The sequence below is a fragment of the Rhodopseudomonas julia genome (assembly GCF_030813515.1).
GTDB classification, from domain to species: domain Bacteria; phylum Pseudomonadota; class Alphaproteobacteria; order Rhizobiales; family Afifellaceae; genus Afifella; species Afifella julia.
In genome coordinates this window covers 1,359,693-1,374,020 of the sequence record NZ_JAUSUK010000001.1, presented here as the reverse complement: position 1 = coordinate 1,374,020, position 14,328 = coordinate 1,359,693, and the positions used below count along the sequence as shown (strand labels likewise).

Here is a 14,328-nt window from a genome sequence, read left to right as displayed (position 1 = left end):
GCCCTTATAGCGGCGGCATCCAGTGCGTTACAACAAGCCATCGAGGATGGACCTTCTGAAGCAGACGAAGACCTCGACCCCGCGAGCTCGTCAGACCAATCGCCTTTGGTGCGGTCAGGAAACGACGGCGCCGCGTCCGCGGGCCTGAGCGGGGTTTTGGCTGTCGCGCTCCTGCGCGGCCTCGCGGGCGAGGCTTGCTGCAGCCTCCGCCGATGCTGGCCGCCCGAGATGGTAGCCTTGCAGGAAATCGCAGCCGATTTCCTCCAGGAAATCGAGCTGTTCGGGCGTCTCCACACCCTCCGCCGTCACGACCAGCCCGAGCGAATGGCCGAGCACGACGATGGAGCGGATGATCGCGGCAGCTCCGTCGCCTTCCGATTCCATCGCGCGCAGGAAGGATTGATCGATCTTCACCTTGTCGACCGGGAGCTTCCAGAGATAAGCCAGCGAAGAGAAACCCGTCCCGAAATCGTCGAGCGCCAGTTTGACGCCGATGTCGCGAAGCTGGCTCAGCTGTTGCACGGCATCGAGAGAATCGATCAACAAGACACCTTCGGTGATCTCCAGCTCGAGCCTTTCGGGAGGAAGCTCGCTCTTGGCGAGCGCCTGACGCACGATCTCTACGATGTTGCGGGCATCGAACTGCACCGGCGACAGGTTCACCGCGACCTTGTACCCGTCGGGCCAGGTCTTTGCGGTTTCGCAGGCGCGGTTGAGCGCCAGGCGGCCGATGCGGTGGATGAGGCCGAGCTGTTCGGCAAGCGGGATGAATCGTGCCGGCGAGACGAAACCGCCTTCCCCGTTCGGCATCCGCAGCAGAGCTTCGAAGCCGGCGAGTGAGCGATCCTTGGCGGTGAAGATCGGCTGATAATAGAGTTCGAACCGCTCGTGCTCCACAGCGGCCCGCAGCACGGTTTCGAGATCGCGTCCCGCTTCGAGCTCAGCGCCCATGCGCCGATCGAAGATCGTGAGACGGTCGCCGCCCTTTGCCCGTGAACGGCGCATGGCGACATTGGCGCGCGACAAAGGGCTGCCGGGGTGCTCGCCCTTCTCGGCGACGGTGAGCCCGGCGCTCGCCGTGAGATTGATCACGTGGCCGTCGGCGACGAAGCCGCGCCGGATGAGCTTCAGCGCGCGCTCGGCAAGGCGCGCGCCCTCCTTCAAATCGTTGACGTTCAGGGCAAAGGCGAATTCCGTACCGCTGACACGGCCGACGATCGCTTCCGGCTCGGCCAGGCTCTTCAGTCTTTCCGCCGCTTCCAAGAGAATGTAGTCGCTTCGCTCCGGCCCGAAGGCGGTGTTGATGGCGCCAAAGCGATCGATCCCGAGCGAGACGACCACGACAGGCTTTGCCTTGGCGAGAAGCCCACGCTTGCGGGCGATGAAGCCGCTGCGATTGAGGAGGCCCGTCAGGCCGTCATGCTCGGCCGCATAGGCTGCCCGTGCGTCGGCCCGCCGTTTGGCGTTGTAGCGCTGGACGAAGCCGAAGACCGGGACGCCCGAGGCGATCAGAATAATGATGGATAGAAGGATGGCGCTGCGGGCGACTGTGGTTTGAATGTCCTCGAATTCATCAGTCTGGTCGACGTAGATCTCGGCGATGGCGATGGTTTTGCCATCCTTGCGCAGAGGCACATAGGCTTCCGAATAATAGGCGGGGCGCTCGGGCGGTGTGCCATGCGCGACTTCGATCCGCATCGCGCCGCCCGCCGCCGCGGCAGCGGCTTCGGGATTGTGTTGCGCCAAAGATGCCTTGTCGACGTCCGAAAGCTCTCGGTCGTCGAGGATCATGCGGAGCTTGCCGTCGGGTCCGAACAGCTTGACGCGGAAGACCCTTGCGGCCTCCCTCATCCTGTTGAGCGTCGCAATCGTTTCCGGAGAGGGCTCGGCGCCTGCCGCGATCTCTTCCAGATCGGCGACGCTGGCGGTCATATACTTCGCCCAGGCCGAGGTGGTGTTGGCGGCGTTGAGCTGCAGGCCGCGTTCGATCGTATCCGACCCGACCCAGATCGCCGCGGCAATCGCCACGACGGGCAAGATCAGGAGAACGAAACCAGGCAGGAAACCGCGGCCAGAGGACATTCTGGCAACCTTACATTGCGCAGACAGTAATGTCATATGCGCAGGGTGTATTTATCCCAAATTCCTCGATCAGGCGTGGTGAATGAAGGCCTACGCCTAGAGTGCGTTGAGCAATTGAAGCGCGGCGTGAGGATCGATGCGGCCGTCGTAGAGCGCCCGGCCGGAAATGGCGCCTTCGAGGCTTTCCGCGTCCGGCATGGTGAGGCGCACGATATCGGCCATCGAGGCGAGACCGCCGGATGCGATGACCGGGATCGAGACATGCTCTGCAAGCGCGATCGTCGCCTCCCAATTGATCCCGGCGAGAACGCCGTCGCGGTCGATGTCGGTGTAGATGATGGCCGCGACCCCGGCGTCTTCGAAGCTCTTTGCGAGGTCCTGCGCCTCCATGTCGGAGGTTTCCGCCCAGCCTTCCACCGCAACTTTTCCGTTGCGTGCGTCGATACCGACGGCGATGCGGCCGGGATTTTGCCGCGCAGCCTGCCTCACCAGATCAGGATCGCGCAGGGCCGCCGTGCCCAAAATCACCCGCGTGACGCCCTTTTCGAGCCAGGCCTCGATCTGGGCCATGGAACGGATGCCACCGCCAAGCTCGACCTTGAGCCGGTCGCCGGCGGCCTCCAGCACAGCTTCGACGGCTGAACCGTTGCGGCTTTCGCCGGCGAAGGCTCCGTCGAGATCGACCATATGCAGCCAGGTGAAGCCCATATCGGCGAAGGCGCACGCCTGTGCCGCAGGATCGGCGTTGTAGGTCGTCGCCTCCCCCATCTCGCCGCGCTTCAGGCGCACGCATTCGCCGCTCTTCAGGTCGATCGCGGGAAACAGGATCATTGCGGCCTCACGGGCGCCAGTTGAGGAAATTTGCGATGAGGGCGAGGCCGAGCGCCTGGCTCTTCTCGGGATGAAACTGCGTGCCGGCGATGTTGTCGCGACCGATCATCGCCGTGACCGGGCCACCGTAATCGGCGGTCGCCAGCACATGCTCGGGATCGGCGGCGACGACATGATAGGAATGCACGAAATACGCATCGAGCGCTTCATCGATGCCGTCGAGAAGCGGATGCGGGTTCTGCCGGCGGAGCTCGTTCCAGCCCATATGCGGGATCTTGAGATCCGGATCTTTCGGCGTGATCTCCACGACATCGCCGGGAATCCAGCCAAAACCGGCCGTCGTCTCCTTCTCAAGGCCTCGGGTCGCCATCAACTGGCAGCCGACGCAGATGCCGAGAAAGGGGCGGCCGACCTTCATGACAGTCTCTTCGAGCGCCGCGACCATGTCCGCAACGCCGTCGAGCCCGCGGCGGCAATCGGCAAAGGCGCCGACGCCCGGCAGAACGATGTGATCGGCGCGCCTCACGACTTCCGGGTCGGAGGTGACGGTGACCTCGCCGGCATAGCCGCTTTCGCGGGCGGCGCGCTGAAACGCCTTGGCGGCCGAGCGCAGATTGCCCGAACCGTAATCGATAATCGCAACGCTCATCCGCCCCTCTCCGGAAAGAGTCCCATGACCTCCGGTGTGTCGCGATCGCCGGCGGCCGACCAGGGGCGCCCGCGCGGGCGTGCCGGCGCGACTTCCGGAACGACAGGCCGCGAGGCGACCGGCCTCGACGCGGCGAATTCTTCCTCCCGACGGCCGAAAAAGCGGATCGCGGCCTCGTCCTCGGAACGGCCATACGCCGCCCCTGCTTCCCGCCAGCCGCGGCGCGACAGGGACCAGCGGCGGAGATTGTTGGCCTCAAGTGCGAAGAGGATCGCAAAGAGAAGGCCACACCATTGCGCTGCCGCTTCTCCGAAGCGGAAGCCGAGTGTTGCAACCGCTCCGCTTGCCACGAGGTAGAGCAGGAGCGGCAGCCACATGCGCCGGTAGAGAAGCCACAGGAACGGGATGAAGAGCGCCGGCCAGTTCATCCCGTCCTTGATGAAAGCGGCGCGCAGGGCCCCATCGACGCCCTCTTTTTCGGGCGGCAGATGCACCGTGTAATGGGTCGTCCTGGAAAACATGCTCAAGCCGTCAGCGTGCCCTTGGTGGAGGGAATCTCGTCGGCAATTCTCGGATCGAGCGCAAGCGCCTGTCGCAGCACACGTGCAACCGCCTTGAAGCAGGTTTCGGCGACATGGTGGGCGTTCTCGCCATACAGGTTCTCGATGTGGAGCGTGATGCGGGCGTTCTGGGCCAAGGCCTGGAAGAACTCCTTGAACAGCTCCGTGTCGAACTCGCCCACTTTGTGGCGGTCGAAGCGGACGCGCCAGACGAGATAGGGCCGGCCCGACACGTCGACGGCCGCACGCGTCAGCGTTTCGTCCATGGCGAGATCGAGCGAGGCATAGCGGGTGATGCCGCGGCGGTCGCCGAGCGCCCGATCGAGCGCCTGGCCGAGCGCGATGCCGACATCTTCGACCGTGTGATGCTGGTCGATGTGGAGATCGCCTTCGGCCTTCAGCGTCAGGTCGATCAGGGAGTGGCGCGCGAGCTGCTCCAGCATATGATCGAAGAAGCCGATGCCCGTCTCGATATCGTACCGCCCGCCGCCATCGACATTGATGGCGAGGCTGATCTTCGTTTCGCTGGTGTCGCGGCTCAGCTCGGCCTTGCGCATCACGGCTCTCCTTCGGCGCCCGTCTTACCAGCGGGCGGGACCATTGCAAATGCACCATACGCACCCGACATGCCGCAGCGCGTTTGCAGGCCGGCCGCGCATGCCTAAATAGGGGCCAACCTGCACAGAAAGAGGGGGTGCCGGTCGAGGCCTCCACGGCTCACCCGCATCCGCTGACAAGGAGCAATCAGTGACAGAATTCGATCCCGCCGCCCCCTGGCACGGCACGACCATCGTGACCGTCCGCAAGGGCGACAAAGTCGTGATCGCAGGCGACGGCCAGGTGACCATGGGTCAGACCGTGATGAAGGCCAATGCCCGCAAGGTTCGCCCGCTCGCCAAAGGTGATGTGATCGCCGGCTTTGCCGGTGCGACCGCGGATGCCTTCACGCTTCTAGAGCGGCTCGAAGCCAAGCTCGAACAATATCCGGGTCAGCTCATGCGCGCCTGCGTGGAGCTCGCCAAGGACTGGCGCACGGACCGCTATTTGCGGCGTCTGGAGGCGATGATGATCGTCGCCGACAAGCAAACGACGCTGGTTCTGACCGGCACCGGCGACGTTCTGGAGCCGCAGGAAGGCGTGGCCGCCATCGGATCGGGCGGCAATTACGCTCTCGCCGCGGCTCGTGCTCTCGGAGATTCCGATCTCGATGCGGAAGACATTGCTCGCCGCGCCATGCAGATCGCAGCCGAAATCTGCGTCTACACCAATCACAACATCATCGTCGAAAGCCTTACGGCGGAGTCCGCCACATGACCACATTTTCCCCCCGCGAGACCGTTTCGGAGCTCGACCGCTACATCATCGGCCAGAAAGAGGCGAAGCGCGCCGTCGCCATCGCCCTTCGCAATCGCTGGCGCCGTCAGCAGCTGGAAGGGCCCCTGCGCGAAGAGGTCCTGCCGAAAAACATCTTGATGATCGGTCCGACCGGCGTCGGCAAGACAGAGATTTCCCGCCGCCTCGCCAAGCTCGTCAACGCACCCTTCATCAAGGTGGAAGCGACAAAATTCACCGAGGTCGGCTATGTCGGCCGCGACGTTGAACAGATCATCCGCGATCTCGTCGAGGCCGGCATCGCCATGGTGCGCGAGATGAAGCGCAAGGAAGTGCAGGCAAAGGCGCATCTGCAGGCGGAAGAACGGGTTCTCGACGCGCTCGTCGGCCAGCATGCGAGCCCGACGACGCGTGACAGCTTCCGCCACAAGCTGCGCGAGGGCCTGCTCGACGACAAGGAGATCGAGATCGAGGTGCGCGACGTCTCCAACCCGATGGGCGCCTTCGAGGTGCCGGGCATGCCGGGTGCCTCCGTCGGCGTCATGAATGTCGGTGAGATGCTCGGCAAGGCCTTCGGCCAGGGCCGCACCAAGACCCGCAAGACGCTCGTCAAGGATTCTTACGATCTCTTGATCGCCGAGGAATCCGACAATCTCCTCGACGACGACCAGATCGTGCAGGAGGCCATCCGTGCGGTTGAAGACGACGGCATCGTCTTCCTCGACGAGATCGACAAGATCTGCGCCCGCGACGGGCGTGCCGGCGGCGATGTCTCCCGCGAGGGCGTGCAGCGCGATCTGTTGCCGCTCGTCGAAGGCACGACGGTCGCGACCAAGCATGGGCCCGTGAAGACCGATCACATCCTCTTCGTGGCCTCGGGCGCCTTCCATGTGTCGAAGCCGTCGGACCTTCTGCCGGAGCTGCAGGGCCGCCTGCCGATCCGTGTGGAGCTCAGGGCGCTGACCGAGGAAGATTTCCGCCGTATCCTGACGGAGACGGAAGCGAGCCTCGTGAAGCAATATGTGGCGCTTCTTTCGACCGAGGGCGTGACGCTGGAATTCACCGACGACGCCATCGACGCGATTGCGAGGCTCGGCGTGGAGATCAATTCCAGTGTGGAAAATATCGGCGCAAGGCGGCTTCAGACCGTGATGGAGCGGATCCTCGACGAGATCTCGTTCACGGCGCCGGACCGTCACGGCGAGACGGTCACGATCGACGCTGCCTATGTGGAGGAGCATGTCGGCGATCTGGCCAGAAACGCCGATCTCAGCCGCTTCATCCTCTAGCGTCTTCACCTCGCAGTCGGTGGACGACGGGCGAGGGCTTGAGACGTGTTTGATCATCGAAGCCGAGCGGGGCACGACATTAGATCGTGCCCCACTTTTTAGTCAGTCGATCGACTTAATTTTCAAAGTTCTGATTTAAAAGAGCTTTCGCTAGTCGCCGAAACTCAGGCGGCGAGACCAGCCAACAAGCGCTCTTGTTCCGCGAGGTTCTGAAGGGAGGCCTGGGGCCTGGCGCCGAGATGGGAAATGATCTCACCGGCCGCGAGCGAACCGAGCTCCGCGCAGCGGCCGAGCGGCGCGTTGCGGGCAAGACCGAAGAGGAAGCCGGAGGCAAAGAGATCGCCGGCGCCGGTCTTGTCGAGGATCGTGTCGACCTCGGGAGCCGGGACAGTGATGCGTTCGCCTCCGCGCACCACGAGAGAGCCTTCTGCGCCGAGCGTGACGGCGGCAAGACCGACATCGGCCGCGAGCGATTCGATGCCCGTGCCGAGGTCGCTCGTCTCATAGAGCGCCAGAACCTCATGGTTGTTGGCGAAGACGATGTCGACGACTCCGCTGCGCATGAGCTCCAGAAATTCTGCCCGGAAGCGGTCGACGCAGAAGGAATCCGACAAGGTGAGCGCCACTTTGCGGCCGGCGCCATGAGCGATCTCGGAAGCGGTGCGGAACGCTTCCTTCGCTTTCGGCGGATCCCAGAGATAGCCTTCGAGATAGGTGATCTCCGCAGCTTCCACGGTGGCCCTGTCGATATCGGCCGAGGTGAGCTCCTGGCAGGCACCGAGATAGGTGCTCATGGTGCGCTCTGAATCCGGCGTGATCAGAATGAGGCAGCGCGCCGTCGGCGCTCCTTCCGCCAGCGGCTTCGCGGGGAAGGCGATGCCGACCGATTGCATGTCGTGGCGGTAGAAATGGCCGAGCTCGTCGTCCGCCACCTTGCCGATGAAGGCTGCCGAACCGCCCAGGGAGGCGACACCCGCCGCCGTATTGCCGGCGCAGCCACCGGAGATGAGCTGGCCCGGCCCCATCGTGTCGTAAAGCGTCTCGGCGCGATCGGCCTCGATCAGATGCATGGAGCCTTTGACGAGTTTCTCGCTGACGAGAAAAGCATCGTCCGCCTGCGCCAGCACATCGACGATGGCATTGCCGATCGCCAGGACATCGTATTTCCGTTCGGCCATTCGCTCCCCTCCAAAAGGTTTTTGCGCGGTAGCCGATCGTGCGGTGCTTTGCAAATCTCGCCGCTTGCCCGGTCGTCGCGCTTTTCCTATCTCTTCGCGGCCATGCTCGACGATGCCCAACGATCCCTCGAAGAAATCCTCTCGCCGCCGTTCCGCAACGTGTTGTGGAAGTCGGTCGGCCTGACGCTCGGGCTCTTGCTGGTCTTGTGGCTCGTGCTCGAAGGGCTCATCGTGCATTTTCTGGCACTGCCCTATCCCTGGCTCGAAACCGGTCTGACGATCGTCTCAGGCATTGGCCTCATCGTCGGTCTCGCCTTCCTGGTGGCGCCTGCGACCTCGCTTTTTGCCGGCATCTTTCTCGACGAGATCGCCGAGGTGGTGGAGACGAACCATTATCCGAGCGAGCCGGCGGGCAGGGCGCTTCCCTTGATGGAGGGCATTCTCACCACGTTGAAGTTCACGCTCGTGGTCGTCGGCGTCAATCTCGTCGCCTTGCCTCTCGTGCTCTTTGTCGGCTTCGGCGTCGTCGTCTTCTTCGTCGCCAACGGCTATCTTCTCGGCCGGGAATATTTCGACCTTGCGGCGCGGCGCTTCCACGATCGGCGTACCGCCAAGGTCCTGCGTTTGCGCCATTCGGGCCGCATCTTCCTGGCCGGCCTCGTGATCGCGGGCTTTACCGCCGTGCCCCTCGTCAATCTCTTGGCGCCGCTTTTCGCCACCGCCTTCATGGTGCATGTGCACAAGCGCATCCAAAAGAGCGAACGTGCCCCCGGTGGTATTCTCGCGCCCGCGTGAATACGTGAATATCAGCCGGCGATGTTGCCGAGGTCGCGGGCAAGATCGGCGCGCACCAGAGCTGCGACGAGGCGTGGAAAATCCTTGAGCGACACCTGTTTTGCGAGCTCCTCGGCATCCCCGCCGAGCCCGAGCTTTTTGGCTGCGGCAAGCGCCTTCTTGTCGGCGAAGGGGAAAAGCTCGTCCCAGGCCGGCTGCACCTCGCGGAAGAAGATGTCGACGCCGACATCGCCAAGACCCTTGAACTCCTTCAGGAGCTTGCGTTCCTGGGCCGGTTCCTCGTCGGCCGCCTCGCGCAGTTTCCGGAGGTCGCCGCGATACTTCTCCAAAAGCAATTCCGACGTCTCGCCGAGCATCCGCGACGTGCTTTCATCATAACGGGCGTAGCCATGCGAGGTGAGAACGTCGACGCGATCCTGCCAGCTCGCTGCGGCCATCTTGTCGGGCGTCGTATAGCCCGCCTCCGTCAAAGCCTTTGCCGCGCGAAAGGCATTGTCGGCGCTGATGCGAGCCGAAAACAGGATCGAGGCCGTCAGCCAGCGAAACAGGGGAGAGGGCGTGTTCTTGGCGATCGGAATGCCGAGCTCGTCGCAATAGGTGGTGCCGTGGCGCTCAAGGAGCGCCCTGATTCGCGCCGATTTCGATGCGGGCATCTCTCTCTCCCCGGAATTGGCTCATCTGGAAAACCCGAGCCTTCCTTCGCTGTTCCCCACAATGTGAAGCGTCTGGAACAACGTCAAACTGCAAAAATACACCAGATAGCTGCATAAAAACGCGGCAGGCCCGGCTTCCGCCCCTTGCGGAGCAAAGCGGGACGCCTACCTGCGAGGAATGGCGCCGCCCTTTCGCCCAATAGATGGACCCGCAGACGTTCGGTGGCGTCGGGTCCGAACCCCGTACTATGGGGGCTACGCTTGAAACTCAGCGACAACCAGATTGCCGCGGTCCGTGAGACCGTGGGTGCCGAACCCATTCCGGAAGACAACCCGGCTATGGAGCCGCTGAAGCAGAACTTCGGCGACCACACGTTTTACGTCGACAACACGGGCCTTCTCGTCCTGGAACCGGTGAACGATCCGAACCAGCCTGGTGAGCCGGCGGCTGTGATCCATATCGCCGCGTGGACCGACGAGGAACGCAAGCAGCTGCAGCCGATCGAGCCGAAGGCTTCGGGCGCTGTCCTGGATCTGGCTCCCGCCGGTCCCGCGAACGGTGCCGACGGCACCGCCGCGTAACTGAAGCTTCGTTGTCGATTGCGGTCGACGCATGCCGGCCGCAGGTTTGCACCGCGCCCGGTCTCTCCGACGAGGAGAGGCCGGGCGCGCGCTTGTTCGCCTAACGGGACACCATACGGCGGCTGCCTAATGCGCCGCTTCCCAATTGTCCGCAGCCCGCGCATCGACCTGCAGCGGCACCCGGAGCGCAACGGCCGGCTCTGCCGACTTTTCCATCACTTCGCGGATGACCGGCAGGCTCGTCTCGACCTCGTCCTCCGGCACTTCGAAAATCAGTTCGTCATGCACCTGCAGGAGCATGCGGGCGGAGAGCTTCGTCTCGGCGAGCGCGGCTTCCATACGGATCATGGCGCGGCGGATGATATCGGCCGCAGATCCCTGGATCGGCGCGTTGATCGCCGCGCGTTCCGCGCCTGACCTGATCGAATGGTTGGAGTGCTTGATGTTCGGGAAATGCGCCCGGCGCCCGAAGAGCGTCTCCACATAGCCCTTGTCGCGCGCCTTCTCCTTCGTCTCCTCCATATAATCGCGGATGCCCGGGAAGCGCTTGAAATAGGTCTTGATGTAGTCGCCCGCCTCCTCGCGGCCGATTCCGAGCTGGGCGGCGAGCCCAAAGGCCGAAATGCCGTAAATGATACCGAAGTTGATCGCCTTGGCGCGGCGTCGGATCATCGGGTCCATGCCTTCGATCGGCGTTGAAAACATCTCTGAGGCCGTCATCGCGTGGATGTCGAGACCGTCCTCGAAGGCGCGGCGAAGCGCTGGAATTTCCGCGATATGGGCGAGAATCCGGAGTTCGATCTGCGAATAATCGGCCGAGACCAGTTTCGTGCCCTCTTCGGCCACGAAGGCGGTGCGGATTTCGCGCCCCTCCTCGGTGCGCACGGGAATGTTCTGCAGGTTCGGCTCCGACGATGAGAGCCGTCCCGTCGTTGTGGAGGCGAGCGAATAGGAGGTGTGCACCCGCCCGCGCGTATCGAGATAGGAGGGGATGGCGTCGGTATAGGTGCCCTTGAGCTTGGTGAGCTGGCGCCAGGCGACGATCTTCATCGGCAGGGGATGGCCCTCGGCCGCCAGATCTTCCAGCACCTTGACGTCCGTCGACCATTGCCCGCCCTTGGTCTTGCGCCCGCCGGGCAGGCCGAGCTTACCGAAGAGAATTTCCCCGAGCTGTTTTGGCGAGCCGATGTTGAAGCTCTCGCCCGCCATCTCGACGATCTCCGCTTCGAGCCCTGCCGCTTTCTGGGCAAAGCGTCCGGAAAGGCGCGAGAGGATGTCGCGGTCGACCTTGATGCCCCGCTCTTCCATCCGGGCGAGCACCGGAAGAAGCGGCCGCTCCAGCCGCTCGTAGACATTGGTGAGCCCCTCGGCGACAAGACGCGGCTTCAAGACGAGCCACAGGCGCAGCGTGACGTCGGCGTCCTCGGCGGCATAAGAGGTGGCGCGGTCGATCGGTGCGAAGTCGAAGGTGACCTTGTCGCGGCCCGTGCCGCAGACGTCCTTATAGGCGATCGGCTTATGGCCGAGATGGCGCTCCGACAGAATGTCCATGCCGTGCTGCTGGCCGAAGCCGGCATCGAGCGCATAGGAAATCAACATCGTGTCGTCGTAACCTGCGATCTCGACGCCGCGCGCTTTCAAAAGCAGCCAGTCGTATTTGAGGTTCTGGCCGATCTTGAGGATCGTGGGATCTTCCAGGAGCGGCTTCAGGAGTTCGAGCGCCTTGGCTTCCCCGATCTGCGTATAGTCACTATCGCCAGAATCGGACGACGATAGAGAGTCCGCACCGTCGCGCTCTGCGGTTTCGCCGGCTTTTCCCGTCTCCGGGCCATTGCCGAAAAGATCGGAATGGGGGGCGGCCTCCGGGCGGCGATGGCCGAGTGGCACGTAACACGCCTCGCCCGGCGCGACGGCAAGCGAGACGCCGCATAGCGTCGCCTGCAAGGGATTGAGGCTCGTCGTCTCCGTATCGAAGGCGAGACGGCCCGCCGCGTAGGCGCGCTCAATCCAGGCCTGCAGCGTCTCGACGTCGCGCACGCATTCGTAAGAGCTCGGATCGATCTTGGGCTCAGCCGCCGTCTCGGCGCGCTGGCGCGCAAGATCGGCCGGGGTCGCCAGGAAGCCGCGCTCGGCGGCTAAGGCGCCGTCGACAGCCGCCACGACATCGCCCGACCCGTCCCCTTTCGTCTCGGCAAGGTCCGGGCCGTGGGCGGCGGGGCCTGCACCCCAGCCCGCGATCTCGAGCGTGGGCGCTGAGATCGCTGCCGCATCGGCCTCCATCTTTTCGGCGATGCGGCGGGTCAGCGTGTTGAACTCCATCGCCTTGCAGAAGCCGATCGCCTTCGCCGCATCGAGGCTCTCCACGGCAAGATCGCCAAGCGGCACCTCAAGCGGCACGCTGGTCGAAAGTTCGACGAGCTTTTTGGAGATGCGCGCCTGATCCGCGAACTCGATCAGGTTCTCGCGGCGCCTGTTCTGCTTGATCTCCGAGGCGCGGGAGAGAAGCGTTTCGAGATCCCCGTAATCGTGCAGAAGCTGCGCGGCGGTCTTCGGCCCGATGCCCGGCACCCCCGGCACATTGTCGGTCGGATCGCCGGTCAGCGCCTGCAGATCGATCATCTTGTCGGGGAAGACACCGAATTTCTGCATGACGAATTCGGCATCGATGAGCTGGTCGCGCATCGTGTCGAACATGATGACGGAGGGCCCGATCAGCTGCATCAGATCCTTGTCGGAGGAGATGATGGTCGTGCGTGCCCCGGCCTCACAGGCGAGCTTCGCATAGCTGGCAATGAGGTCGTCCGCCTCCCATCCCTGCTGTTCGATGCAGGCGAGATTGAAGGCGCGCGTGGCGTCCCGGATCAGGCTGAACTGCGGAACGAGATCCTCCGGCGGTTCGGGCCGATGCGCCTTGTATTCGGGATAGATCTCGTTGCGGAACGTCTTCGCCGAATAATCGAAGATGACGGCGAAATGCGTGGGCTCGTCGCCCTTTTCCGGCGTCGGCCCATCCTGCAGAAGCTTCCAGATCATGTTGCAGAAGCCGGAGACGGCGCCGACGGGCAGGCCGTCGGATTTACGCGTCAACGGCGGCAGGGCATGGAAGGCGCGGAAGATGAAGGCGGAGCCGTCGACGAGGACGAGATGATCGCCGGATGTCATACCGGCGCCTTGGGCGGATTTTTCGGAGGAGCTCATGGCGCGGAGATTTGACTGCCGCGCCTCCGATTTCAAGCAGAACCGATCCGGCCTACGCCGCATCCCCTGCGAAGAGGAGATTTACTCCGCCGGAGCAATCGCCGCCTTCTGCCCGGGCTTGCGGCGCCAGGGCTGGTCGATCCGGGCCCAGGCGGGCCGCACGAAGAGGAAGGTGCCCCAGCCGGTGCGGCGGGTGAACTCATAGAGAATGACCGGGCCGATGACGCCTGCCGCGGTGACGAGAAGTGAGATCGTGCCGATATCGGTGATGACACCGAGCTTCAAAAGGATGGTGCGGGCCACCACCATCGGCAGGAAGAACGCGAGATAGACGACGATCGAATTGGCGCCGAGATAGGTGAGCGGACGCGAGACGAGCGTCTTCGCCAGCAAGACCGAGAAGGTGCACACCGCAACCGCTCCCGCAAAACCGAGGCCGAGCGAAACGAAGGGGAGTTTCGAGATACCGCCGAAGACACAGGCCGCGTTGAGGGCACCCCAGGCCGCCAGATAGCCGACGCCAAAAAGAAGATGCCGGTCGGTGCGGTCCGCGAAACGGAAGATCGCATCGGCCAGGATGAAGCCCGTGTAGAAATAGACGAAGCGGGACGCGAATTCGTCGATCAGCATCGAGCCGGTGTCGATATGCGCAATCTCGAGCCCGGCCGCCACGAGCCAGACGAGCCAGGCCGGCACGCGGCCATGGACGAGGCGCGTCACGGCGAAAAAGATCGCCAGATGATAGACGAACCAGAGCGTGCCGAAGGGCTCCACGAAGCTCTTCAGGTAGAACAGCAAGGCACCGCCCCAGCCATAGTCTGAGGCGAATTCGGGCGCCTTCAGAACGAACTGGATGGTGAGCCAGAGTGCGTAAAAGTAGGCGAAATGCAGGATCTTGCGGTCGACATAGAGGCGCAAGGGCGCGGTGATGCGAGCCGACAGAAAAAGTCCCGCAATCATGAAGAAGTCGGGCATCCGGAACGGGCGGGCGAATTCGACGACGTAATTCATCCAGCCGTTGGCGCCGACCGCCTTCTCCACCCCCAAAGTGGAATGCATCATCACCACCATGATGATGCAAAACCCCTTGGCGACGTCGACCCATGCGACACGCGTTGTTCGTGGGCTGGTCGCCGTGCCGGCCGCATCCATGGCGCGATCCTTCCATTGGGGTAGACC

General features: G+C 63.6%; 13 protein-coding genes. 4 read left to right on the top strand and 9 right to left on the bottom strand.

Annotation, left to right across the window (positions count from 1 at the left end):
- Positions 1 to 114: 114 nt before the first annotated feature.
- The 5 genes from J2R99_RS06305 to hisB form a co-directional block, all read right to left on the bottom strand.
- A complete protein-coding gene (locus J2R99_RS06305; RefSeq protein ID WP_307153594.1) occupies positions 115 to 2,082 on the bottom strand; it encodes a putative bifunctional diguanylate cyclase/phosphodiesterase in 1,968 nt (655 codons plus the stop codon).
- 96 nt (positions 2,083 to 2,178) lie between these two features.
- On the bottom strand, positions 2,179 to 2,913 hold the full coding sequence (gene hisA, locus J2R99_RS06300) for a 1-(5-phosphoribosyl)-5-[(5-phosphoribosylamino)methylideneamino]imidazole-4-carboxamide isomerase (protein ID WP_307153593.1): 735 nt from the start codon (positions 2,911 to 2,913) through the stop codon (positions 2,179 to 2,181).
- A gap of 7 nt (positions 2,914 to 2,920) precedes the next feature.
- Positions 2,921 to 3,562, bottom strand: coding sequence for an imidazole glycerol phosphate synthase subunit HisH (gene hisH / locus J2R99_RS06295; RefSeq protein ID WP_307153592.1), 642 nt, complete (start codon positions 3,560 to 3,562; stop codon positions 2,921 to 2,923).
- Positions 3,559 to 4,083, bottom strand: a complete 525-nt coding sequence (locus tag J2R99_RS06290) for a DUF2628 domain-containing protein (protein ID WP_307153591.1) — start codon at positions 4,081 to 4,083, stop codon at positions 3,559 to 3,561. Before J2R99_RS06290 ends, hisH begins: the two co-directional genes overlap by 4 nt.
- Positions 4,084 to 4,085: 2 nt before the next feature.
- Entirely contained in the window at positions 4,086 to 4,679 is a 594-nt protein-coding gene (hisB, locus tag J2R99_RS06285) for an imidazoleglycerol-phosphate dehydratase HisB (RefSeq protein ID WP_307153590.1), read from the bottom strand.
- Between the two features lie 190 nt (positions 4,680 to 4,869).
- On the opposite strand from hisB, the gene hslV reads away from it, so the two are divergent.
- Complete coding sequence (gene hslV, locus J2R99_RS06280) at positions 4,870 to 5,436, top strand: ATP-dependent protease subunit HslV (protein WP_307153589.1); 567 nt, start codon at positions 4,870 to 4,872, stop codon at positions 5,434 to 5,436.
- Positions 5,433 to 6,743: an ATP-dependent protease ATPase subunit HslU gene (hslU, locus tag J2R99_RS06275; RefSeq protein ID WP_128290437.1), complete on the top strand. Its 1,311-nt coding sequence runs from the start codon at positions 5,433 to 5,435 to the stop codon at positions 6,741 to 6,743. The genes hslV and hslU overlap by 4 nt, the downstream gene beginning before the upstream one ends.
- A 164-nt stretch (positions 6,744 to 6,907) precedes the next feature.
- Here hslU and J2R99_RS06270 read toward each other — a convergent pair whose 3' ends face one another.
- Positions 6,908 to 7,921 carry an adenosine kinase gene (locus tag J2R99_RS06270; protein WP_307153588.1) on the bottom strand — a complete coding sequence of 338 codons (1,014 nt, stop codon included), beginning with the start codon at positions 7,919 to 7,921 and terminating at the stop codon, positions 6,908 to 6,910.
- A 48-nt stretch (positions 7,922 to 7,969) separates the two neighbouring features.
- On the opposite strand from J2R99_RS06270, the gene J2R99_RS06265 reads away from it, so the two are divergent.
- Positions 7,970 to 8,716, top strand: coding sequence for a sulfate transporter family protein (locus J2R99_RS06265; RefSeq protein WP_307153587.1), 747 nt, complete (start codon positions 7,970 to 7,972; stop codon positions 8,714 to 8,716).
- Between the two features lie 11 nt (positions 8,717 to 8,727).
- On the opposite strand, the gene J2R99_RS06260 is transcribed toward J2R99_RS06265, so the two are convergent.
- Entirely contained in the window at positions 8,728 to 9,369 is a 642-nt protein-coding gene (locus J2R99_RS06260) for an HhH-GDP family DNA glycosylase (RefSeq protein WP_307153586.1), read from the bottom strand.
- Positions 9,370 to 9,630: 261 nt separating this feature from the next.
- Between J2R99_RS06260 and J2R99_RS06255 the strand changes: the two genes are divergently transcribed.
- Positions 9,631 to 9,951 (top strand): hypothetical protein, encoded by a 321-nt coding sequence (locus J2R99_RS06255; RefSeq protein WP_307153585.1) that lies wholly within the window; start codon positions 9,631 to 9,633, stop codon positions 9,949 to 9,951.
- 126 nt (positions 9,952 to 10,077) lie between these two features.
- Here the strand turns inward: J2R99_RS06255 and polA are convergent, their stop codons facing one another.
- Both polA and J2R99_RS06245 read right to left on the bottom strand, forming a co-directional pair.
- Positions 10,078 to 13,113 (bottom strand): DNA polymerase I, encoded by a 3,036-nt coding sequence (gene polA / locus J2R99_RS06250; protein WP_307153584.1) that lies wholly within the window; start codon positions 13,111 to 13,113, stop codon positions 10,078 to 10,080.
- Positions 13,114 to 13,230: 117 nt separating this feature from the next.
- Positions 13,231 to 14,301, bottom strand: a complete 1,071-nt coding sequence (locus J2R99_RS06245; protein ID WP_307153583.1) for an acyltransferase family protein — start codon at positions 14,299 to 14,301, stop codon at positions 13,231 to 13,233.
- Between the last annotated feature and the right edge of the window lie 27 nt (positions 14,302 to 14,328).